Annotated in this window: 20 protein-coding genes and 2 pseudogenes; 15 read left to right on the forward strand and 7 right to left on the reverse strand. The window is 45.9% G+C overall.

Features of this window, described 5'->3' with window-relative positions:
* The first annotated feature begins 18 nt into the window (after window positions 1–18).
* The 4 genes from argB (at window position 19) to AC6I3O_RS08155 (ending at window position 2,933) form a co-directional block, all read left to right on the forward strand.
* A complete protein-coding gene (argB, locus tag AC6I3O_RS08140; protein WP_497850445.1) occupies window positions 19–918 on the forward strand; it encodes an acetylglutamate kinase in 900 nt (299 codons plus the stop codon).
* Window positions 919–947: 29 nt separating this feature from the next.
* Window positions 948–2,123: an aspartate aminotransferase family protein gene (locus tag AC6I3O_RS08145; protein WP_497850446.1), complete on the forward strand. Its 1,176-nt coding sequence runs from the start codon at window positions 948–950 to the stop codon at window positions 2,121–2,123.
* A gap of 123 nt (window positions 2,124–2,246) precedes the next feature.
* On the forward strand, window positions 2,247–2,678 hold the full coding sequence (locus AC6I3O_RS08150; protein ID WP_497850447.1) for a DMT family transporter: 432 nt from the start codon (window positions 2,247–2,249) through the stop codon (window positions 2,676–2,678).
* Window positions 2,679–2,774: 96 nt separating this feature from the next.
* Window positions 2,775–2,933 (forward strand): hypothetical protein, encoded by a 159-nt coding sequence (locus AC6I3O_RS08155; RefSeq protein WP_497850449.1) that lies wholly within the window; start codon window positions 2,775–2,777, stop codon window positions 2,931–2,933.
* A 16-nt stretch (window positions 2,934–2,949) separates the two neighbouring features.
* Here the strand turns inward: AC6I3O_RS08155 and AC6I3O_RS08160 are convergent, their stop codons facing one another.
* The gene (locus AC6I3O_RS08160) at window positions 2,950–4,131 is read right to left on the reverse strand and encodes an IS630 family transposase (RefSeq protein WP_304523360.1); all 1,182 of its coding nucleotides are present in this window, start codon (window positions 4,129–4,131) and stop codon (window positions 2,950–2,952) included.
* Between the two features lie 54 nt (window positions 4,132–4,185).
* On the opposite strand from AC6I3O_RS08160, the gene AC6I3O_RS08165 reads away from it, so the two are divergent.
* The 6 genes from AC6I3O_RS08165 (at window position 4,186) to AC6I3O_RS08190 (ending at window position 12,291) form a co-directional block, all read left to right on the forward strand.
* Window positions 4,186–4,800: a ComEA family DNA-binding protein gene (locus AC6I3O_RS08165; protein WP_497850450.1), complete on the forward strand. Its 615-nt coding sequence runs from the start codon at window positions 4,186–4,188 to the stop codon at window positions 4,798–4,800.
* Between the two features lie 10 nt (window positions 4,801–4,810).
* The gene (locus AC6I3O_RS08170) at window positions 4,811–5,500 is read left to right on the forward strand and encodes a response regulator transcription factor (protein WP_497850451.1); all 690 of its coding nucleotides are present in this window, start codon (window positions 4,811–4,813) and stop codon (window positions 5,498–5,500) included.
* Window positions 5,430–6,923 carry a sensor histidine kinase gene (locus AC6I3O_RS08175; RefSeq protein ID WP_497850452.1) on the forward strand — a complete coding sequence of 498 codons (1,494 nt, stop codon included), beginning with the start codon at window positions 5,430–5,432 and terminating at the stop codon, window positions 6,921–6,923. Before AC6I3O_RS08170 ends, AC6I3O_RS08175 begins: the two co-directional genes overlap by 71 nt.
* Before the next feature lie 12 nt (window positions 6,924–6,935).
* Complete coding sequence (locus AC6I3O_RS08180) at window positions 6,936–7,925, forward strand: GerMN domain-containing protein (protein WP_497850453.1); 990 nt, start codon at window positions 6,936–6,938, stop codon at window positions 7,923–7,925.
* Window positions 7,922–10,618 (forward strand): ComEC/Rec2 family competence protein, encoded by a 2,697-nt coding sequence (locus AC6I3O_RS08185; RefSeq protein WP_497850454.1) that lies wholly within the window; start codon window positions 7,922–7,924, stop codon window positions 10,616–10,618. Before AC6I3O_RS08180 ends, AC6I3O_RS08185 begins: the two co-directional genes overlap by 4 nt.
* A 119-nt stretch (window positions 10,619–10,737) precedes the next feature.
* Window positions 10,738–12,291, forward strand: coding sequence for an AAA family ATPase (locus AC6I3O_RS08190; protein ID WP_497850455.1), 1,554 nt, complete (start codon window positions 10,738–10,740; stop codon window positions 12,289–12,291).
* A 199-nt stretch (window positions 12,292–12,490) separates the two neighbouring features.
* Here AC6I3O_RS08190 and AC6I3O_RS08195 read toward each other — a convergent pair whose 3' ends face one another.
* Entirely contained in the window at window positions 12,491–12,820 is a 330-nt protein-coding gene (locus AC6I3O_RS08195) for a hypothetical protein (RefSeq protein WP_497850456.1), read from the reverse strand.
* Between the two features lie 99 nt (window positions 12,821–12,919).
* Between AC6I3O_RS08195 and AC6I3O_RS08200 the strand changes: the two are divergent.
* Window positions 12,920–13,210: pseudogene (locus AC6I3O_RS08200) on the forward strand (DUF5720 family protein); the annotation flags it as partial.
* A 64-nt stretch (window positions 13,211–13,274) separates the two neighbouring features.
* Here AC6I3O_RS08200 and AC6I3O_RS08205 read toward each other — a convergent pair.
* From AC6I3O_RS08205 to AC6I3O_RS08215, 3 genes are read right to left on the reverse strand one after another with little or no spacing between them, the layout of a single operon-like run.
* Window positions 13,275–13,985 carry a hypothetical protein gene (locus AC6I3O_RS08205; protein ID WP_497850457.1) on the reverse strand — a complete coding sequence of 237 codons (711 nt, stop codon included), beginning with the start codon at window positions 13,983–13,985 and terminating at the stop codon, window positions 13,275–13,277.
* 12 nt (window positions 13,986–13,997) lie between these two features.
* Window positions 13,998–14,639: a YesL family protein gene (locus AC6I3O_RS08210; RefSeq protein ID WP_497850458.1), complete on the reverse strand. Its 642-nt coding sequence runs from the start codon at window positions 14,637–14,639 to the stop codon at window positions 13,998–14,000.
* Between the two features lie 39 nt (window positions 14,640–14,678).
* Complete coding sequence (locus AC6I3O_RS08215; RefSeq protein ID WP_497850459.1) at window positions 14,679–15,752, reverse strand: LacI family DNA-binding transcriptional regulator; 1,074 nt, start codon at window positions 15,750–15,752, stop codon at window positions 14,679–14,681.
* 341 nt (window positions 15,753–16,093) lie between these two features.
* On the opposite strand from AC6I3O_RS08215, the gene AC6I3O_RS08220 reads away from it, so the two are divergent.
* From AC6I3O_RS08220 to AC6I3O_RS08235, 4 genes and pseudogenes are all read left to right on the forward strand, one after another.
* On the forward strand, window positions 16,094–17,044 hold the full coding sequence (locus AC6I3O_RS08220; RefSeq protein WP_497850460.1) for an ABC transporter permease: 951 nt from the start codon (window positions 16,094–16,096) through the stop codon (window positions 17,042–17,044).
* Window positions 17,045–17,059: 15 nt separating this feature from the next.
* Window positions 17,060–17,956 (forward strand): carbohydrate ABC transporter permease, encoded by an 897-nt coding sequence (locus tag AC6I3O_RS08225; protein WP_497850461.1) that lies wholly within the window; start codon window positions 17,060–17,062, stop codon window positions 17,954–17,956.
* Window positions 17,957–18,074: 118 nt separating this feature from the next.
* A pseudogene (locus tag AC6I3O_RS08230) lies at window positions 18,075–19,701 on the forward strand (extracellular solute-binding protein).
* A 33-nt stretch (window positions 19,702–19,734) separates the two neighbouring features.
* On the forward strand, window positions 19,735–21,219 hold the full coding sequence (locus tag AC6I3O_RS08235; RefSeq protein WP_497850462.1) for a glycoside hydrolase family 32 protein: 1,485 nt from the start codon (window positions 19,735–19,737) through the stop codon (window positions 21,217–21,219).
* Window positions 21,220–21,299: 80 nt separating this feature from the next.
* Here the strand turns inward: AC6I3O_RS08235 and AC6I3O_RS08240 are convergent, their stop codons facing one another.
* Both AC6I3O_RS08240 and AC6I3O_RS08245 read right to left on the reverse strand, forming a co-directional pair.
* Entirely contained in the window at window positions 21,300–21,575 is a 276-nt protein-coding gene (locus tag AC6I3O_RS08240) for a barstar family protein (protein WP_497850463.1), read from the reverse strand.
* 2 nt (window positions 21,576–21,577) lie between these two features.
* Window positions 21,578–22,135 (reverse strand): ribonuclease domain-containing protein, encoded by a 558-nt coding sequence (locus AC6I3O_RS08245; protein ID WP_497850464.1) that lies wholly within the window; start codon window positions 22,133–22,135, stop codon window positions 21,578–21,580.
* Window positions 22,136–22,259: the final 124 nt, after the last annotated feature.

Genomic DNA, 22,259 nt, shown 5'->3' on the forward strand with positions numbered 1-22,259 from the left:
ACAGGAGTTATGGGAATCATGAATCAATCAATGCAGAAATATCTGGATAAGGCGGAAGTTTTAATCGAAGCTTTGCCTTATATCCAGCGGTTTAACCGGAAAATAATTGTGGTAAAATATGGTGGCAGCGCAATGGTGGACGAGCAGTTAAAGGAGCAAGTCATTCAGGACGTGACACTCTTAAAGCTGGTAGGTTTCAAGCCGATTATCGTCCACGGAGGCGGTAAGGAAATCAGTAAATGGGTAGGAAAGGTGGGCATGGAGCCGGAATTTGTGAATGGCCTTCGGGTAACGGACGAGGCGACTATGGAGCTTGCCGAGATGGTGCTTGGCAAGGTCAACAAAGGGCTGGTGCAGCTTGTGGAGAGCTTAGGAGTTCGGGCGATTGGAATCAGCGGTAAGGACGGCGCGCTGTTAAAAGTAGAGAAGAAGTACGCAGACGGAGAGGATATCGGCTTTGTAGGTGAAGTGAAACATGTGAATGCGGATATTCTGTTCGACCTGTTAGAGAAAGATTTCCTGCCAATCGTATGCCCGGTAGGAATGGATGAGGAGTTTTGTACATATAATATCAATGCGGACGATGCGGCGTGTGCGATTGCAAGGGCAGTCCATGCGGAGAAGCTTGCGTTCCTGACGGACATCGAGGGCGTCTACAAAGATCCGTCAGATGCTGCCACTTTAATATCGGAACTGCGGGTATCGGAAGGAAAGGCATTGATGGAGGAAGGTTATATTGGCGGCGGGATGCTGCCGAAACTACAGAACTGCATAGACGCGATTGAAAACGGCGTGTCGAGAGTGCATATCCTGGACGGACGGATTCCCCATTGCCTGCTTCTTGAGATATTTACCAATAAAGGGATCGGGACGGCGATGTTAAACGATACGGAAGAGAAATTTTATCACGGCGAATAAGATGAGAAACTTTATTATGGAGAAAAGAAATGAATCAGTATATAGAAGAAACAAAAAAAGGACTTGTACATACTTATAACCGTTTCCCTGTCGTGCTGGAAAAGGGCGAGGGAGTCTATCTCTATGATACCGACGGAAAGAAATATCTTGATTTTGCGGCAGGCATCGCCGTGTGCGGATTGGGATATGGGAATCAGGAATTAAACCAGGCATTGAAGGCGCAGATTGACTGTCTGACCCATACCTCGAACCTGTATTACAACACTGCCTGCGGCAGGGCAGCCACGGCTCTTCGCCGGATTTCAGGAATGGATCGGGTGTTTTTTACCAACAGCGGCGCCGAGGCAATCGAAGGGGCGCTGAAGGCGGCGCGGAAATACGCATGGAAGAAGGGGACGGGAAGGTACGAGTTCATTGCCATGGAGCATTCTTTCCACGGTCGGAGTATCGGGGCAGTGTCCGTGACCGGAAGCGAAGCATACAGGACGCCTTTTGAGCCGCTGCTTCCAGGCGTAAAATTTGCAGAATTTAACAATTTGGACAGTGTAAAGGCACAGTTGACAGATAAGACCTGTGGGATTATTTTGGAAGCCCTTCAAGGAGAAGGCGGTATTAACCGCGGGACCCAGGAGTTTATGGAAGGAATCCGTAAGCTCTGTGACCAGGAAGGGATTCTGATGATCTGCGACGAGATTCAGTGCGGCATGGGGCGGACCGGGGAGATGTTCGCATGGCAGTCCTACGGTACGAAGCCTGATATTATGGCGATGGCAAAGGCGATTGGAAGCGGGCTGCCGGTGGGGGCATTTGCCATGACAGAAGCGGTGGCAGAATATTCTTTAGAACCCGGCGACCATGGGACGACCTACGGCGGCAATCCATTGGCGTGCGCGGCAGTGGCGAAGACGGTGGAGATATTTGAGCGGGAAGAGATTGTGTCCCATGTACGGGAAACCGGGGCATATCTGACGGAAAGGCTTGGGAAACTGGCGGCAGAAACCGACGAGATACTGGACTGCAGAGGGATTGGGCTGATACAGGGGATGAAAATGAAAAGACCTGTGGGAGAGATTATCCATGCGGCCCTTGAGAAAGGACTTCTTGTTATCAGCGCAAGAGACAATGTACTGCGCCTTTTGCCGCCCCTTATTATAGAAAAAGAACATATTGATGAAATGATTGAGAAATTGAAAAGTGTGCTGTAATGCATGCCTTTGGGCATAAAAGACCAATCATTGGACATACTATCCGAAAGAAGTATTTTTGGCGTTCCCGGGAAAAACAGGGAATCCGGGGATGTTATCTGAAAGGAGACGGAGGTATTTTCAATGATTGGCTTTTTTATTGCAATCCTGTCAGGCGCTCTTATGAGTGTGCAGGGGGTATTTAATACACAGGTAACGAAGACGACAGGAATGTGGGTCAGCAATGGCTGGGTGCAGCTTACGGCATTTGCGGCCTGTGCCATCGCGTGGCTGATTGCAGGGCGTGACAACGTCATGACGATTGCGAAGGTGGAACCTAAGTACGTGCTTCTTGGAGGTGTCATCGGAGCGGGAATCACGCTGACGGTCATTAAGAGTATGGAGCAGTTAGGGCCTGCAAAGGCGGCGCTTCTGATTGTAATTGCTCAGTTGATTGTGGCGTATGTGATTGAGCTTCTGGGATTGTTCGGCGTCGAGAAAGAACCTCTTGAGTGGAGGAAGATAATCGGGATGGGAATTGCTCTGATTGGAGTTGCAATTTTCCAGTGGAAATAGTACAATAATTAAGACATGGTGTGGCAGGAGTGTTCCTGCCGCATAGATGCATATTGCGGGGTATTTGCAGTTTCGACAGACTGTAAAGGAGTTTATATGCATAGAAGGGTGCAAAAGAAGCTGGTTATCGCCGCCATGGTATTAGCGGCGGCGCTGCCGTCCCTGATGACAGGGTGTGGGGGAAAGGCAAAGAGCCAGGACGAAGAATTGGTTTGCCTGACAGATGAAGTATCACAAGAAGCACTAGTACATTGAATAATTAATAACTGGCCTAATTAGCATTTGATTTTATGCCAGCTTTAACGGCTTCATCCTGACTTATTTCATCCATTTTATAAGTCCAATGGTATACAACTGGCTCCCTGTTGACCTCTTCAAAATACAGGTATATGCGGTCAGCGAGTTCCTCCTTTGATTTGACTCGAATTCCTTTTAACATCTGCTTTGTCATCTTGCTAAAGAAACTTTCTATCATGTTTAACCATGATCCATGCGTGGGCGTAAATACAAAGATAAATCGTCCCTCCGGACACGTTGCAAGATAGTTTTTTGTCTCCTTGGACTTGTGGGCAGAATGGTTATCGCATATGATACGTATCACATCCCCTTCTGGATATTTATTGTCCAGTTTCTTCAACAGATTGATAAAATCTGAACTTTTATGACTCTCGCTGACCAGTGGAATTGCTTCCCCAGTCAGCAGATCAATTCCTGCCAATAAGGAAAGAGTCCCTAAACGCTTATATTCCGCGTCACGGTAAACACATCCTGTATCCGCTGTTGGACGCAGGTCATCCCCGGTCGTTGCAATCGCCTGTATTCCGGGTTTTTCATCACAAGAAACTGTATGGACAACAATCCCATCTTCTGGGACGATTATGCTACCATCTTCATTAAACTGTAAGGATATTTGCTTATATACCAAAAGTACATCATGCATTTTCTGTTCAAATTCAGGGTCACGTTTTTCACAGTAATACTTGATTTTGAAAGGTTTGATTTCCGACTTGCGCAATATCTTTTGAACCATAGGTTTTGTGATCGTGGCAAGCCGGGGAAAGCCCACCTCTTGTGCATTTTTCTGAATATGCTGATGCAGGTTTTTCAGAGTCCAAAGTTCCTGGGAATAGCCAAGATCAGCTGGACGTTGGCAGGCCAAATCCACGATCCATGCCACAGCATCATCTGTAATTTCAATTGGATGACCAGGACGTGGTCTATCATATAAAGCAAGATCAACACCGCCTTCTTTAAACTTTTTAAGGCATAACTTAACGGTATTCACGTTAACATCTATGCGCTGTGCTATTGCGGCATTTGACTCACCTTGTGTTTTGTATATCAATATTTTTGCTCGGTCAACAATCTGAGCCTGTATTGTTCTGCATCTACACAGAGATTGGAGATATTCATAATCTTCCTGTTCAATATCTAATATATTTGCGTGTGCCATAATCAACATTCCTTCCTATATTAAATAATTTGATTATAACACTCATATATATATTTGGCTAGTTATTTAATTTATGATGTACTAGAAGAGGAAGAGAAGAGGGACGGTCAGGAGGAAGATGTCGAAAATTCGGGAATCATCTATGTCCATGTGTGCGGGCAGGTTGCATGTCCGGGCGTTTATCCGCTTTTGGCTGGAAGCCGCCTCTACGAAGCTATCGAGGCTGCGGGAGGCATTCTTGAAAACGGTGCGGGCGAATGGCTGAACCAAGCTGCGAAGGTCGGGGATGGACAGAGGATTTACGTACCGTCAACGGAGGAGGTACGAAAGGCACAGCAAGGCGGGGCAGATGTCCTGCAAGGGACACAAGGTGGTTTATCTGCTGAACAGCAAGGCGCACAAGGCAGCTTATACATAGCGCAGCAGGAAATCGAGGGTGGCAAACCGTCGGGGCAGGTTTCATCGTCAGATGACGGAAAGGTGAATCTGAACACGGCATCCAAAGAACAACTGATGACATTGAGCGGTATCGGAGAGGCGAAGGCGGCGTCCATTATCGCTTACAGAGAAGAACATGGGGGCTTTCAGAAGATTGAAGAGCTGATGGAAGTCCAAGGGATTAAGGAAGGCGTATTTCATAAGGTCAGGAATCAGATCAGGGTCAATTAGGAGAGATTAGATGAGCAGACGGGTATTGGTGGTAGATGATGAAAAATTAATCGTGAAAGGAATCCGTTTCAGCCTGGAGCAGGACGGGATGGAAGTAGACTGTGCCTACGACGGGGAAGAGGCGTTAAAGCTGGCGAAGGAGAATGCATATGACATGATTCTTCTGGATATTATGCTGCCCAAGCACGACGGATTCGAGGTATGCCAGATGATTCGGGAATTTTCCGACGTCCCAATCGTAATGCTGACGGCCAGGAACGATGATATGGACAAGATACTCGGCCTGGAATACGGGGCGGACGACTATATCACCAAGCCTTTCAATATCTTAGAGGTCAAGGCGCGGATCAAGGCAATCATGCGCCGTACCGGCAAGAGAGGGTCAAGCCAGGTGAATGACAAGATGCTGGTGAAGGGAAGTATGAAGATTGACTGTGAGAGCAGGCGGGTGGTCATCGGAGAACGGGAGGTGAATCTGACTGCCAAGGAATTCGACTTGCTCGAGCTGCTCGCCATGAATCCGAACAAAGTGTACAGCCGCGAGAATCTGCTGAATATCGTATGGGGATATGAGTACCCCGGCGATGCAAGGACGGTAGATGTACATATCCGAAGGCTGAGAGAGAAGATTGAGACGAATCCGAGCGATCCGAAATACGTCTATACAAAATGGGGAGTTGGTTATTATTTCAGGGGTTAAGAAATATCTGAAATGGAATATTTTGAAGAGTCTCCGTGTCCGGATCATTCTTCTGGTCATACTGGCGGGGGGAATCCCTGTATTTGTTTTAAGAGGGATTGTCCTAAGCAGTTATGAGAAGCGGGAAGTGGCGAGAAGGACTGCGGAGATTCAGAATCAATGTACAATTCTTTGTAACCAGTTGAGTGATGCCAATTACCTGACTGGCGAAACATCCGAAGTGCTCCGGTCAGAGCTGGTCCAGATGTCGAACATCTATAGCGGTCGGATTATGGTGATTGACCATGATTTCCGCATTCAGGAAGATACCTATGATATGGACAAGGGGAAGACGATTGTGTCCGAGGATGTCATCCGCTGCTTTCAGGGAAAAGGCACCAGCAATTATGACGCTAAGAACCGTTATATTGAAGTTACCTCTCCGATTCTTGACAGAGGAACGGAGAAGTCCGTGGGCGTGATGCTGGTCAGTGTGTCTACGGATATGATTGTTGACGGTGTACAGGGATTGGACGAACGTATTCTGGTCGTCTGTCTGACGATTGGAATTATGGCGGTAATTCTTGCCTTTTCAGCAGGGTTTGTAATGGTCAGGCCGTTCCAGCGAATCAGTAATTCCATAGCAGCAGTAACGGAAGGTTATGAAGCAGATTACCTTCATGAACAGACCTACACAGAAACCATGCTGATATCGGATTCATTTAACAAAATGTTGGGCAGGATGAAAGTTTTAGATGACTCAAGAAACGAATTCGTTTCTAATGTATCACATGAGTTGAAGACACCGCTTACTTCAATGAAGGTACTGGCGGATTCGCTGCTGATTCAGGAGGATGTACCGGCGGAGCTTTATAAGGAGTTTATGGGCGACTTATCAGAGGAGATTGAGCGTGAGAACAAGATTATCAATGACCTTTTGTCACTGGTGAAGATGGACAAGACTGCCAATACGCTGAATATTAAGTCGGAAAATATGAATATACTGATTGAGAAGATCTTAAAGCGTCTACGTCCGATAGCGGCGACGCGCAATATAGAGCTGGTGCTGGAAAGTTTTCGGCCGGTGACGGCAGAGGTCGATGAGGTGAAGATATCCCTTGCGCTTACGAATCTGGTGGAAAATGGAATTAAGTATAACAAAGACGGCGGATGGGTACATGTGTCTCTGAACGCAGATCATAAGAACTGTTATATTGAGGTGGCGGATTCTGGGATTGGGATTCCAGAATCTTCGATTGAACATGTCTTTGAGCGGTTCTACCGTGTGGATAAGTCCCATTCCAGGGAGATTGGCGGGACGGGCCTTGGGCTTGCCATTGCTAGGAGCGCGGTGGTTATGCACAGGGGGGCTGTCCGGGTTTATAGCCAGGTCGGAGGCGGGACTACATTTACCGTGCGGATTCCACTAACTTATGTGTCATAGGGAGGGGGCAGTATGGAAACAAAAAATACCTTAATGGACGAAGTCCACCCGCCCCGCAGGGGCATGAATTACGGGATGTTCTTAGGTATGTGCCTGATAGCAGCGATTCTTTTTCTGGCTGGGTGCAGCCTTATCAAGGAATCTGGAAAAGAACCGGGGAAAGGCGGCGCCTTTGTATATTATATGAATATGGAAGGCACATCTTTAGTCAAAGCAGGATATACGATGAAGAATACCACAGAGGAAAACGTGATTGAAGATATGCTCCATGAGATGCGTAAGGAGCCAGAATCCATTGAGAGTAAAAGCGTTTTTCCTGTAGGAGTTTATATCAGGGAGTGGGTCTTGACGGATGAGATTCTGGATATTCATTTCAGCAATGGATACGGAAGAATGAAACCGGAGGAGGAAGTGCTGCTGAGAGCAGCGGTGGTGCTTACCTTATCGCAGTTAAAAGGGATTGAATATATCGACTTTTTTATTGAGGACGAGCCGCTGACCGACAGTATGGGGAATGCAATCGGGTATATGGGCGCAGAGGATTTTCTGCAATATAAGGGGTCTTCTCTGCATCTATACGAGCCAAAAAAATTAAAGCTGTATTTTGCAAATGAAAACGGGAACCGGTTGATTTCAGAGGAGGTCAGCGTTCGCTATAATAGTAATATGTCGATAGAGAGGCTGATTGTGGAACAGTTGATTAAGGGTCCTTCTATCAACGGACTTTGCCCTGTAATTCCTCCGGAGACGAAGGTAATCGGGGTATCTGTCAAGGATACGGTTTGTTATGTGAATCTGGATGAAGGTTTTCTGAGTAATCCCTGTGTGGCAGATCCAGGCGTCGCCGTCTATGCAATCGTGAATTCGATTGTGGACGGCGGGGCGTCCAGTCAGGTGCAGATTTCAGTGAACGGAGAGTCTAATATTAAATATATGGGCGTAATTGATTTAAGTAAACCTCTTTCGAGGGATCAGAATCTTGTGGAGGAGAGTGGGGAATGAAAGACAGGCAAATCATATCTGTGTGCCTGGATGAAATGAAAAATAGGCGGCTATTAACCGTGTGCCTGATAGCGTTGACGATAATTGCTGCAGCCGTGTTGAAGGGTGAGGACAGGCTAATTCAGGAGCTTCGTCCCTCCCCGCTTGAGGCGGCCGTGCCGCAAAAAGAGACGGTTATGGTTCAAGGGCGGGTGTATCGGGTGGAGCCTAAGGCAGATAGTCAGGTGTTGTATCTAAAAGACAATTCTATTCAGTATCATAAGAAAATATTTCAGGAGTCAAGAATCATTATCTATATAAATTCCGATTTGCAGGTTAATATGGGAAATATTATAAGAGCCGAGGGGAAGGTTTCTTATTTTCAAAAAGCGAGAAATCCGGGGAATTTCGACCAGAAACGTTTTTACCAGATACAAGATATCCATTGCCAAGTGTGGGCAAAGGAGGCGCGTGTCATGGATAGAGGCGTGTGGAAATGGAGAGAACGGCTTGCGGATTTTCGGAGAATGTGGAAGGAAGCCTTATTGGATGAGCTTGGCGAGGAGGACGGGGCGACTCTTTCGGCGATGTTGTTGGGGGAGAAGAGGGAGATGGACCAGGAGCTTAGGACGCTTTATCAGGTGAATGGGATTGGGCATATATTGGCGATCTCGGGGCTGCATCTGTCCTTTATTGGGGTTGGGATGTATAAGGTTTTGCGGAGGATTACGGGGTCTTATCCGGTTGGCGGGGCATTTGGAATATTGTTTCTGATGTTCTATATTCTGATGATTGGGTGTACTGTGTCTGCGGTGCGGGCGCTTACGATGTTTTTGTTTCGTGTGGGAGCGGATATGACGGGGCGGCATTACGATGCGCCGACGGCGCTTTCTGTGGCGGCGGTTATGGTGCTGTTGTGGCGGCCGCTGAGTCTGTATGACGGAGGGTTCTGGCTGTCTTTTGGTGCGGTGCTTGCGATTCTGGCGGTGGTGCCGGTGGTGCAGGAAGGCATATGCACACGTACATTGCACAGTAACGGGCAGAAGATGAAAATGAAGACAAAGGTGAGTGTACAAGAAGCTCTATCTGTATATGCATCACGTAGCACAGATGTTTCATATAGTGGTTTGGTGGGAGTGACAGGTAATAGAAGGGGAGAGACGCAGAGTTCACCGAGACAGAACAGGGAAGATTGTTTTCTTTCTACGTATTTGATGGGGGGCTGGGAGCATGTACGGCAGGTGATTTTGCAGGGATTGACGGCCAGTGTCGGTATCAACCTGGTCATCCTTCCGATTTTGCTTTATTATTTCTTTGAATTTCCGCTTTATTCTTTTATTCTAAATTTCTTTGTAATCCCGTTGATGTCAGTACTGTTATTTCTGGGAATGACAGGAAGCCTGTTTACGATGTGGCTTGCTCCTGTATCTGCATTATTGTTTTGGATATGCAGTAAAATCTTGTGGATTTATAAGATAAGTTGTGAGATAACACTTGGTCTGCCGGGAGCAAGGCTTGTGATTGGAAGGCCTGAGATATGGCAGATCGGGGTGTATTATGGGATTTTGCTTTTTGGATTGAGCCTGTTTAGACATGTTGTATCAGTGAATGAGCGAGAGATGGCGGATGGTTCCCACCCAACAAGGTATGCATTATCGGATGGAGTCCGCACGCCCACAGGGCGTGCATTACGGGATGCCCTTAAGCATATCTCGCTAGACGGCAGTCCGCCTGCCCCGCAAGAGGAATGCATCATAAGAAACCTGAATGGGTATAGGCGGATAAAATGTGTTGCGGTAGCTATGTGGGTAGCAGCGATTATTATGTTAATGCTGCGTTTTGGAGAGGCAGGGAAACTTACAATGGTGGTTCTGGATGTGGGGCAGGGAGACGGAATCTTCATGAAAGGACCAGAGGGTAATACTTATCTGGTAGATGGCGGGAGCAGCGACGTGAAGAAGGTGGGACAGTACAGGCTGGAGCCATTCTTAAAGTCACAGGGAGTCGGCAGGCTTGATTATGTGCTGATATCCCATGGCGACAGTGATCATATGAACGGAATAGAAGAACTGATTGAGAGACAGGATATCGGTGTGGAGATTGGGACATTGGTTTTGTCGGTGAAGGAGGCGTGGGATGAGGCTTTAGAAGAATTGGCAGGAAAAGCAAGGAATCATGGAATCCGTGTAGTGGTGATAGAACCGGGACAGAGTATCAGGGAAGGGGGAATGGTGATCACATGTATACAGCCGGGAAATCTGGGAATAAAATCAGAAGGTGCCGAATCACGGCAGGAGAATGCTGTGCCGGAGACAGGCAGTACAGGGCTGGAATCAGGCAATGCGGCATCTATGGTGTTGGCTGTGCAGTACGGAGAGTTTGATATGCTTTTAACTGGGGATGTAGAGGGAGAAGGAGAAATGCAGCTTACAAAACAGTTAGAAGAAAGCTATCTGGATTGTACGTGGGAGGTTCTGAAGGTGGCGCATCATGGTTCAAAGAACTCATCAACCGAAGAATTTCTCCGACAGGTACAGCCTGCGTATGCATTCATTTCAGCAGGACAGGGGAATCGGTATGGGCATCCGCACCAGGAAACAGTAAAGAGGCTTGCGGATGTTGGAAGCAGGATATATTCGACACAGGAAAATGGGGCGATTACAGTAGAGGTAGAAGGAGGAGAGTTATTAAGATTGAAGAAGTGGCAAAGATAGATTGAAAAAGGGAAACTATGCATTGGAATTTTTATGGAAATGCTGTGGTTTAGTTGTTATAATGTATTTGGAAATAAATTATTACAGGAAAAGCGTGTGTGAATAGAAGGGATGTGGAAATGGAAATGAGAAAGAAGAAACTGCCCATAGGAATTGATAATTTTGAAAAACTTTGTACAGAAGATTTTTATTATATTGATAAAACCGGGTTCATCAAAGAACTTCTTGATAATTGGGGTGAAGTAAATCTGTTTACCCGTCCCAGAAGATTCGGGAAAACGTTGAATATGAGTATGTTGGAGCATTTTTTCTCACTGAATGCTCGGGCAGTGAGGAGAACGGCGTCAAAGGTTCAGTATCTTCTGGAGAGTGATGTATTAAGTGAAAGTGATAAAATGGAATATAAGCGTCTTTTGGACAGTAAAATGGATGAATCTACGTTCTGCGATAGTCTGAGAATGTTGTCAGAAATGTTGGAAAAGCATTATAATACAAAGGTTATCCTATTGATTGACGAGTATGACGTTCCATTGGCAAAGGCTCATGCAAACGGATATTATGATCAGATGATTTCTTTAATCCGGAATCTGCTCGGAGAGGCGTTGAAGACAAACAATAGTTTAAAATTTGCAGTGCTGACGGGATGCCTTCGTATTTCAAAAGAAAGTATTTTTACTGGACTCAATAACTTAAAGGTACGTTCTGTTACGGATGTACGGTTTGATGAGTATTTTGGATTTACAGATACAGAAGTGAGGAGGCTCTTGGAATATTATGGGTATCCGGATTGTTATGATATAGCAAAGAAATGGTATGATGGGTATCATTTTGGCAATGTAGATGTATATTGTCCATGGGATGTTTTAAATTACTGTGATTCATTATTGGATGATAAAGATGCACAGCCGGAGAATTACTGGGTTAATACCAGTAGCAATGACGCAGTGAAACGGTTTATTCAGGAGTCGGCAAATGCTGTGACCAAACGGGAGATTGAGAACCTGTTGGCAGGTGAAGTTATTACGAAGGAAATTCACCAGGAACTCACATACCCGGAGATTTATGAGACGATAGACAATATTTGGAGCCTGCTCTTTACCACAGGGTATCTGACGAAGAGGGGAAAAGCAGAGGGGAGACGGATGAAACTGGTAATTCCCAATTTGGAAATCCGGGATATTTTTGAGACACAGATCATGGAATTTTTTAAGGAGAATGTTCGGGAAGATGGGGAAATGCTGACCCGTTTCTGTGATGCTCTGCAGAAAGAAGATACAGAAAATGTAGAGAAAATTTTCACAGAATATTTAAGGAAAACCATCAGTATCCGTGATACGGCCGTAAGAACAGATATGAAAGAAAATTTCTACCATGGAGTTCTGCTTGGAATTTTAGGGGTGAAAACACGGTGGGGGATTTCCTCCAACAGGGAAATTGGAAAGGACTATGCGGATATCCTTGCGGAACCGGATACCGGAGATATGGGGATCATCATAGAAGTAAAATATGCCCGTGACGGAGATTTGGAGAGTGCATGTAAGGAGGCGTTGAAACAAATCGAGTATACCAGATATGAAGATGATCTTGAAGACGACGGGGTAGAGAATATTCTGAAATATGGGATTGCATGCTATAAAAAACGATGTAAGGTCATGCTGGCAGAAAATGGATAAAAATGAATAGAGGCACATGAAAGCTTTGAGGCGAATATGTTTCAGTGCTTCTTGTACTTGTGAGCTGAGACAGGATTATCTCTAACCCCTGCATTTCTTTTACATATATTGCATTGATAGTTTTTATTTTGCAACATAGTTATTTCGGCGTTAACCAGCCAGCCATGACACAAGCCACAAGTGCTGAATCTAATTGCTTTCATAGCTTTACACCTCCCATGCTATCCCACATTTTCAAAACACAAAATCTTGAAAGAATAAATAGAATTACCATCGTTGCCACCACTCCTAAAAAACCTATTGTGGACGAAGAATGCCCTGAAACCATATCCCTACAAACATTGACAGGATAATACCCGCACCATGCAGGAGTAATTTTAAATAAATGCAAAATTGCAGGAACAAAGCAAACGGCTTCGATTGGCACAGTCCACAATATAAACTGATTAAGGCTTGCAATTTTTGTTGCAACGATTATTCCAAATAATTCATAACAGCGTCCTCCCCGTAACATCCATAAAAATGTCATTTAAAGTTGGCTCACTGCTATGGATGGATTGCAGTAGCTTGCTCTATGCTATCAATACTTTCACAATTTGAGAAAATTATGTAGAGCTATTCTCCTGTCGGTATGTTTGCCGGTTATTTTGTACATGATCTTGATACGGATCATGAGCCTTCCAGACGGAGGAATCCGATTATCGCAGATGTTTTCGGCCGAATGAATTATATGGAACGCAGAGAAAGTGGTTTTAAAAAGATTAAGGAGAATTATCGTAGAGAAGCAGGGAGCCAAGAGGAGAGATACCGCAATGCCATAGAAAGTGAAAAGCGTGGGGAAATCAAAATCCGTAGCCATGCGGTGGTAGTTTCCGGGAAGCTGTATCCGGGGAGAAAAAGAAGATTCGGATTGAGATAGAGGATTATTCTGAAAATCAGGATGTCTGGATCGGAAGTTCCCTGAAAGATTTATCACCGCATTTCTATATTTCTGAAAACAGGTAGCTTATATATTCTATTGCCATATCCACCCGCGGAGAATTTTTGAGGACGCCAAGATACACATCATCACCAAAACCGGCCTCCTTAAAAAGCCCTTTTTGTGATATAAGAAGCCCCATAGGGAATTCATCTGTCAAAGCCTGATAAGACAATGAGCTGTCAAGCATTATTTCATCAGCGTTGTCTTCCAGGATGACAGTTTTGGTCACAAGATAGGGTTCCCACTCTGTCATAGCCTCAGGAGCAGTATCCCGGAGTAACTCCTCCATGTTATAAAGATACCCATTTTGTGAAAATGCATCGAATGCTTCTTTATTCATGAGTACAACATCCAGTTTTTCATCATCAATGGAAGCAACTGTTTTAATGCGGGAAGCATAGGTGTACTCATAGTTGGGACTATCCGGGTTGTCCGTGAGATATAAACCTGTATATAATTTCAGCTCTTTTTTAGAAGAATTGACATCCAGAAAATCCAGAAAACCCAGACTCAATTCATCCGTGAGCTGTTCGCTTGCTGAAACATTCACAAGAGCGGTATAAAGCAAGGTTTCTTTTTGGGAAAAGCGGCCATATATCGTATAACTAATGATGTATAAGAAGATAAGGCAGATTACAATTGGCAGTTTATAATAATCCCAGATGTACTGTATTTTTTTCTTCCCATGAAGGTCGTTCAGACATGTATTCATACTTTCTCCTCGCTATCGGATTCGCTGTGGTGCATGCTCTTCACTCTTTTCCTGACAGAGTTTTAGGACATTAGACAGCAGATAGGAACAGAGCAATGCACATAAGCCCTCCCCGAAGATGACAGCCGGGGTGAAGATACGGACTACAATCAGAAGCATAACGAAGTAAATAACGGCCATCAGTACAGTGCAGAACAGGAAACGGACGCCGATGAACAGCGCGTTTTTGAACATAGCGCCAATTGTATTGTCGAATCTTGCAAGGAGAGGAAATATATACATCAGGACAATGGCATAGGCAATCGCTGCTACGCAGAAGATTGCGGTACAGAGTGTCCAAAATACATTTTCAAACCGCATATGATAGAGTACATAACCGTCAATGCTCAGGATGATGCCAAGGGACAGGAGAATCAGCCATATCTTTGTTGCTTGTCTCAGATTCGCCTTGAAGGAATGGAAGAATGCTTTTGTGATATTGCCTTCTTCGTTTCTGGATATCTTTAGTGTAACATAGAACAGTGCGGCGGTGGATGCACCGGCTGTTACAACGGGAATACAGCAGATGAACCACAGGATGTTCAGATAAACGCTGTAAACAATTTTGTTAATGAATTGAAGGACCGGACCGTCCAGGTTAAATAGATTACTCATAATGAAGCTCCTTTCCGCCGCCATTCTGGCGGCATTAATTTATTGATCTCCTGTAGACTCCCGATAAATCAGATCTGTCTCCGTGTGCATAACGCGGTAATTCAAGGACGGCTCGTTGATACGGGACATCAGCAGGTTTACGGCAGAAAATCCCATGATCTGGCTGTGAATGTGGATGGTAGTCAGCGGGGGCGTAACAATTCTTGATTCCGGCGAATCGTCAAAACCGCACAGATATACATCATCCGGAACAGAATACCCTAATTTCCTGAAAACTTGCAGCGCATCCAGAGCGACGAAATCATTGGCACATATGAATACCTCCGGCAGATGCGTAAGGTCCGTGAGGCGTTCGGACAAAAATTCCAGATAGTCGTTCCCCGTGGGGTAGAGTACCCCCTTCTTATTTCCTGTAATACAATACTCATCCGGGCAGGGCAGATTAAGCAGATGCATGGCATTCCGGTAAGCAGTATATCGTTCAAAGAATGACTGGCAGTGCATATGCTCCCCGATGAATCCAATCTTCGTCTTCCCTCTGTCCGCCATCTCCCTGACAAACTGATAGATCCCCGATTGATTGTCCATGCACAACAGGTCTGCTTCCAACGGTTCTTTTAAGCATGTCACCGGCGCGTCTATGAACAAGACCGGCAGTCCGAGTTGGCAGAGCATCTTATCATATTCATAATGAAACATCTCGACACAGACGATGCCGGCAGTCCGCTCCAGGGAGAATGACGCCGGAAGCTTCAAGCTTTCCTGTTCTTCTGTAAGCACACGGTGCATGGTGAGGCTGTATCCCAGTCCGGCAAGCTCTTTCTGGAACTTATCCAGCATCACCGTCGCAAAGTGGGAACCTCCTACAAAATTAGTAAGGAATAGCGCGATCTCAGTCTTCTCCTTTGGCGCAGGGATGGAGAGTACGGAGCCGCCTGACTTTGCGGCAGTCACATAAGAAAACTGCTTGTAGCCCATCTCCATAGCTTTTTTTAATACTCTGTCCCTGGTGGCGTCGGCAAGGATTCCGGTGTTGTTAATCGCCTTTGAGACGGTGTTCCGGGAAATGCCAAGCTCGTCGGCAATGTCCTGGATTGTAACTCTGGTACTCATAAACTCCTCCTTCTGACTTCCTTCTGCATATATTATAATGCACAAATTGAAATGTGTCAAATGTAAAAATGTAAAATTCTGAAAAATATTTTTTATGCCAAAATGCAATACAAAATTGGTGAGAGTGTACAAAAAAGTGAAAATGCAAAAATAAAAGTATGCAAATAGCAAAAAAATATTGACTAAATGTAAAATAAATGATATAAATAGATTATACAAATCTCAAGCTAATGTAAAATGATAATTTTACAAATGCACAATCAAAAGGAAAGGAGAGCCAGAAAAGACATGAGAGAAAACATGTTCAGAAGATGGAGGGATTTGAAAGAAAGGAGGAAGTTATGACAACGAATTCAAAAACTGTTTCAAATGGAAGGCAAGGAAGCAAGGGCGGAGGGTTTCACAATTCCCTGGTGTATATCAGGCAGCATTGGCAGCTATATGTAATCTTCATGATGCCGGCATTGCTGCTGACGCTGATTTTCAAGTATGCGCCTATGAGCGGGATTCTGATTGCGTTCCAGGATTACAATCCTTTTAAGGGAGTTTCCGGAAGTGAGTGGGTGGGATTTAAGCATTTTACAAGGTTCTTGTCATCCCCGGATTTCATGAGATATCTGGTCAATACGCTGAAGCTGAGCGTATACAGCTTACTTTGGGGGTTCCCGGTTCCGATTATACTGGCGCTTTTGCTGAACAGGATTCAGAGCGCAGGAATCAAGAAGAAGATACAGCTGGTGCTTTATCTTCCCAACTTCGTATCGGTCATTGTTCTCTGCGGTATCGTGCGGATTTTCCTTTCGGTGACCGGCCCTGTGAACCTGCTGTTGGGAACGGACATTAATTTCATGACCATGCCGGAGGCATTCCGTTCTATCTATATTATCAGCGGTATCTGGCAGGGCGCAGGATGGGCGTCCATCATGTATACAGCGTCCCTTTCCAATGCGAGCCAGGAGCTTCGTGAGGCCGCGGTTATGGACGGAGCCAATATTCTGCAGCAGATACGTGCAGTGGAGTGGCCGGCAATCAAAGATATGGTCGTGATCCAGTTCATTCTCCAGGCAGGAAATATCATGAGTATCGGCTTCGAGAAAGCCTATGCCCTGCAGACGGACTTGAACCTTCCGGCATCAGAGATCATTGCAACCTATGTATATAGAAAAGGTCTGATTGACGGCGATTACAGTTTTTCAACTGCGGTAGGCCTGTTTAACACAGTCATCAACGTCATTCTTCTCCTTGTCGTAAATAAAATCGTAGCGAAGATGAATGACGGACAGGGAATCTAAGGAGGTGCAGGTAAGATGAAGAAGAAAAATTTTACGAGATATTCGGGGCAGGATAAGGCGCTGCTGACGATTGGCTACATATTATTGGGCTTATTTGTGATTGCGATTATTGTGCCGATGGTTTATATTATAGTTGCATCCTTCATGGATCCGATTACATTGCAGAACAAAGGAATTACCTTTGATTTCAGCAAATGGACGGCGACCGCTTATGAGCGCGTCATGACCAACAGCCAGATCTGGATTGGATTTAAGAATGCGGTCATCTATTCTGTAGTGTTTACGGTTGTCTCTGTGGCGGTGACGCTTTTGGCGGCTTATCCTCTGTCAAGGGCGGATTTCAGAGGGAAAGGATTCTTTAATGTCATCTTTATGATTACCATGTTTTTTGGCGGCGGCCTGATTCCTACATACTTAGTAGTAAGTAATCTGGGGCTTGTGGACAGCATGTGGGCAGTGATTCTTCCAGGTGCATTCAGTGTGTGGAACATGACGATTGCAAGGACTTATTACAGAGGGATTCCTCAGGAGCTTCGCGAGGCGGCAGATGTAGACGGAGCAAGCGAGCTGACATTTTTCTTCAAGATCCTGCTTCCGGTCTGTACTCCTGTGATTGCTGTGCTTGTACTGTGGCAGTTTGTTGCCATGTGGAACAGTTACTTTGACGCTATGATTTACCTGAATGATTCTGCAAAACAGCCGCTGCAGCTTGTACTGCGTTCTATCCTGATCCAGAACCAGCCGGAATCCGGCATGATCGCGGATATGCAGAGTACGGCGGCACGCGCCCAGTTGGCGGAGCTTTTGAAATACGCAACCATTATTATTTCCAGTTTACCGCTTCTGATCATGTACCCGTTCTTCCAGAAGTATTTTGACAGCGGTATCATGGCGGGCGCCGTAAAGGGATAGGATAAGAAGGAGGCAGACGATGAGTAACAGATTTAGTAATAGATATGAAAACAGATCCGGACTCAGGTTCGGACGCAGGTATGGAAGACGGATCGCGGCGGCGGCTCTTGTGGTATGCATGGCAGTTTCCCTTGCGGGCTGCGGAGGGAAGAGAAAGATCAATGACGGGACCTTCCGTCCGGTGGATGAGGAAACGCTTCAGTTCCCTTTGAAGGAAAAAGCAACATTAACAGGCATGATCAGCTATCCGCCCAGCACAGAATCAGAGCCGAATAACCGGACGATTTTTAAACGGCTGCAGGAACAGACGAATGTGGAAATTGACTGGACAGCGATCCAGTCCGACCAGTGGCCGGACAAGATTTCACTGAATATGTCAGATCCCAATAAGCTGACAGACTTCATCTTTTCTGCGGGATTCTCGGACAGCAATCTGTTAAAATACGGGGAATACGGCGCAATTATTCCTCTGGAGGAATACATTGATGCATATATGCCGAATCTGAAATCTGTGTTTGACAAATATCCGGAGTATCGGACTATGTGTACGGATGTAAACGGGCATATCTGGGCATTGCCCTGGATTGAGCAGCTTGGTTCCAATAAGACGGCCATACAGACGATAGGGAATATGAGTTTTATTAATAAGAAATGGCTGGATTTCCTGAAGCTTGAGATCCCGGAGACAGTGGAGGAATTTGAGGAAGTCCTGATTGCTTTCCGTGACCATGCAAAAGAACTTCAGGAGGAATTTGGGATTGAAGGAAGCATTATCCCTATGTCCTGTATCGTCAATAACGGAGATCAGGACCCGGCGATTCTGATTAATGGTTTTGGAGAAGGATACGGCGATGCGGATAAAGACCGGCATATCGCAGTTACAGATGACCGGGAGGTAATCTGTACCGCAGTCCAGGAAGGCTATAAGAAGGGAATTGAATGGCTGCATAAGCTGTATGAAGAGAAGCTGATTGACCCGGAAGCATTTACGCAGGAATGGTCTACCTATGTGTCAAAGGGAAAGTCCGGGCGTTATGGGGTATGTTTCAGTTGGGATGTGGGCAATATTGACAACCTGAAGGATTGGGTGCCGCTTCCGGTCCTGACTGCGGATACCCGGAACCTGACGCCCCAGAACGGTTCCTTCACCAGCGGATTTGACCGCGGACTGTGTGGTAACCTCGGTTGCAGAGAATCCGGCGCTGGTATGTGCATGGCTGGATCAGATGTACGCGCCGATGCAGTCCCCCCAGAACAACTGGGGAACCTATGGTGAGGACGACGATTTTGATATCTTTGAGATGGGGAAGAACGCCGACGGGGAGGATATGTTAAAGCATGCGCCGCTTGGCGACGCGTCTCCGGTAGAGGTAAGAGAGGCAGAAGCGGTGGGAGGACCGCTTGCCATTCTGGATGAATATTACGACGTGTATGTGACATGCCCGGACGACGCGCAGTACCGTCTGGACTGGATCGAAGAATTTTATACGCCTGATATGCACACCGAGTATGTATACCCGAATATTTTCATGAGCCGGGATGATACGGAGAAGCTCTCAAACCTGCAGGCAGATATCCAGAAAGCTATCAATGCTAAGAAAGCAGACTGGATCATGAACGGGTTCTCCGATGCAGATTGGGATAAATACCTGGAAGACTTAGAAGCATACGGGCTGAGTGAATATCTAAAGCTGTTCCAGACATATCTGGATTCTTATAATGCACAGACGGCCGCGTCAAAATAAAGGGCATATATTTTAGGAAAGGAAGAAATTTTTATGACAAGTCAGACATTACGTGAAGCGAGAAAATATGAAGAGGCTTCTGAAAAATTAATCAGTAAAGAGGAGCGTCCGGATTTCCACCTGACTCCACGTGTAGGCTGGATGAATGACCCTAACGGCTTTTGCTATTATAAAGGCCAGTACCATTTGTTTTATCAGTATTACCCCTATGAGTCAAAATGGGGCCCTATGCATTGGGGTCATGCGGTCAGCAGTGACTTGCTCCGCTGGGAATATCTTCCTTGCGCCCTTGCGCCGGATGAGGCATATGACAGGGACGGGTGCTTTTCCGGAAGTGCGGTGGTACTGCCGGACGGAAGGCATCTGCTGATGTATACCGGTGTGTTAAAGGAACATCAGGGACGCGATGTTTACAGGGAAGTTCAGACACAATGCATTGCAGTAGGCGACGGGATTGATTATGAGAAATATGAGCAGAATCCGGTTCTGGATGAGCAGGATATCCCGGAGGGCAGCAGCAGATATGATTTTCGCGATCCTAAGATGTGGAAGCAGGCCGACGGCACATATGCCTGTGTTGTGGGAAACCGTCCGGCCGACGGCAGCGGGCAGATATTGCTGTATACCAGCGCCGACGGATTTCATTGGAAGTTCAAGAGTGTACTGGTTTCTAACCATGAACGGTTCGGGAAGATGTGGGAATGTCCGGATTTCTTTGAACTGGATGGGAAATGGGTGCTGCTTACAAGCCCGCAGGATATGCTCCCGGAAGGGTTTGAATACCACAATGGGAACGGAACGCTCTGCCTGATCGGTGATTATAATGAAGAAGCCGGTACATTCAAGGAGATGTGTAATCAGTCTATTGACTACGGGATTGATTTTTATGCGACTCAGACAGTATTAGCTCCCGATGGCCGCCGGATCATGATCGGATGGATGCAGAACTGGGACGCCTGCGGGATCCGTTCTCCGGAAGAACCTTGGTTTGGGCAGATGAGCCTTCCAAGGGAATTGTCTCTGAAAAACGGCAGGCTCTACCAGAAACCGGTAAGGGAACTGGATGCAATGCGGCGTAACAAGGTGGAATATACGGACGTGGCAGTTTCAAGCCTGGTAGAACTGGATGGGGTGAAGGGCAGAAGAGTGGATATGGAGCTTAGTATCCGGCCGGCAGACGGAGAAGAGCTGTATCAGAAGTTTGCCGTCCGTTTCGCCCAAAATGACAGATATTGGACTTCGCTTAGTTTCCGTCCGAGAGAATCGATCCTGAAGGTAGACCGGAAGTTCTCCGGTTCCAGAAGAGCCATTATCCATCAGAGGCGCAGCCTGGTAAATCCTGTGGATGGAGAATTGAAACTGAGGATGATTCTGGACCGTTTCAGCGTGGAAGTCTTTGTCAATGACGGGGAGCAGGTTCTTTCGGCTACAATGTATACCGAGCAGGAGGCAGACGGAATCTCGTTTTTTGCAGATGGAATTGCAAAGATAGATGTTGTGAAGTATGAACTGGGATAGAGAGATTTTCCGGTCTTCAGACGGCATTGAGCGAAGGAAAGCCACAGTTTAACTGTGGCTTTCCTGATGGTTGGAAGTCTTTAGTTTACTTCAACCACATAGTGTATCTTCTTATTCTCCTCTGCCGACTCAGCCAGTACATGCAGAAATGCGGCCGCATAATTCCCCAGATGCAAGGTCAGGTCTTTTTCGTTTTGAATCCGAATCAGCAGTTCTTCCTGAATATCTGTGAGGCAGTCATGCAGAGCGTCCAGATTCCTTCCGTACCAGTCCGGGACTCCCGGAAGCTCTGCCAGGATTCTATGCAGCATTTCCCTGTCCTTAATCAGCTTACCGTCTATTATACAAATGTTCATATTCAGTCTTCTCCATATAAAAGTTCAAAGGATTCGTAATGATCTTCTGTATAATAGATCAGGCCGTCGTTGGAAAATACGATTCGTTTCGCGCCGCGCTTTTCGGCCCCCAATGTGTCGATATCGCACTCCGTATATGTCCGGCCTTCCTTCTCCGGCAAAAGTCCTTCATAGTTTCCGAAATGGCTGCCGCCAATACATTTGCCCGGTGCATAGGGTTCTAAGGAGCCTCCCGCCCAGCCCAGCTCTTCGGCTTCTTTTTTTGTGATAAAATTGGACGGAAGATGTCCGTAAATATAGATGTACCGCGCTACATCTTCTTTACTGCTGTATGTTCCATCCTCTGCCGGTTCGGATGTTTCTTCTTCCGTCGGCGTATCCGGTTCACTCTCAACCGTCTTGTTGGCAGCAGTATCGCTGGTATTTCCATCAGTATGTTCTTGTATCGAACTGCATCCGGTTACGGATAGCACAACGATGAGTAAAGAAGCCAGAAAGTATTGCAGCCATTTTTTGGCTTTTACATGATTCTTTAAATAGTTTTCTAAAATATACTTCATATAAATAATTCCTCCCTTTTGTACTATAACACACATAGGAAATTCATACTACAATTTTGTCCCAAAAAAAATGTGAAATATCCCATCTTATAGAATCAGATTTTAGGAAATGTTATAGTAAATC

It is taken from the genome of Sporofaciens sp. St.21A7 (genome assembly GCF_059728535.1).

Bases quoted from the DNA above. Each gene is read 5' to 3' on its own strand.
- argB (WP_497850445.1), top strand. From the start codon at position 19: ATGAATCAATCAATGCAGAAATATCTGGATAAGGCGGAAGTTTTAATC.
- AC6I3O_RS08145 (WP_497850446.1), top strand. From the start codon at position 948: ATGAATCAGTATATAGAAGAAACAAAAAAAGGACTTGTACATACTTAT.
- AC6I3O_RS08150 (WP_497850447.1), top strand. From the start codon at position 2,247: ATGATTGGCTTTTTTATTGCAATCCTGTCAGGCGCTCTTATGAGTGTG.
- AC6I3O_RS08155 (WP_497850449.1), top strand. From the start codon at position 2,775: ATGCATAGAAGGGTGCAAAAGAAGCTGGTTATCGCCGCCATGGTATTA.
- AC6I3O_RS08160 (WP_304523360.1), bottom strand. From the start codon at position 4,131: ATGGCACACGCAAATATATTAGATATTGAACAGGAAGATTATGAATAT.
- AC6I3O_RS08170 (WP_497850451.1), top strand. From the start codon at position 4,811: ATGAGCAGACGGGTATTGGTGGTAGATGATGAAAAATTAATCGTGAAA.
- AC6I3O_RS08180 (WP_497850453.1), top strand. From the start codon at position 6,936: ATGGAAACAAAAAATACCTTAATGGACGAAGTCCACCCGCCCCGCAGG.
- AC6I3O_RS08185 (WP_497850454.1), top strand. From the start codon at position 7,922: ATGAAAGACAGGCAAATCATATCTGTGTGCCTGGATGAAATGAAAAAT.
- AC6I3O_RS08190 (WP_497850455.1), top strand. From the start codon at position 10,738: ATGGAAATGAGAAAGAAGAAACTGCCCATAGGAATTGATAATTTTGAA.
- AC6I3O_RS08195 (WP_497850456.1), bottom strand. From the start codon at position 12,820: ATGACATTTTTATGGATGTTACGGGGAGGACGCTGTTATGAATTATTT.
- AC6I3O_RS08205 (WP_497850457.1), bottom strand. From the start codon at position 13,985: ATGAATACATGTCTGAACGACCTTCATGGGAAGAAAAAAATACAGTAC.
- AC6I3O_RS08210 (WP_497850458.1), bottom strand. From the start codon at position 14,639: ATGAGTAATCTATTTAACCTGGACGGTCCGGTCCTTCAATTCATTAAC.
- AC6I3O_RS08215 (WP_497850459.1), bottom strand. From the start codon at position 15,752: ATGAGTACCAGAGTTACAATCCAGGACATTGCCGACGAGCTTGGCATT.
- AC6I3O_RS08220 (WP_497850460.1), top strand. From the start codon at position 16,094: ATGACAACGAATTCAAAAACTGTTTCAAATGGAAGGCAAGGAAGCAAG.
- AC6I3O_RS08225 (WP_497850461.1), top strand. From the start codon at position 17,060: ATGAAGAAGAAAAATTTTACGAGATATTCGGGGCAGGATAAGGCGCTG.
- AC6I3O_RS08235 (WP_497850462.1), top strand. From the start codon at position 19,735: ATGACAAGTCAGACATTACGTGAAGCGAGAAAATATGAAGAGGCTTCT.
- AC6I3O_RS08240 (WP_497850463.1), bottom strand. From the start codon at position 21,575: ATGAACATTTGTATAATAGACGGTAAGCTGATTAAGGACAGGGAAATG.
- AC6I3O_RS08245 (WP_497850464.1), bottom strand. From the start codon at position 22,135: ATGAAGTATATTTTAGAAAACTATTTAAAGAATCATGTAAAAGCCAAA.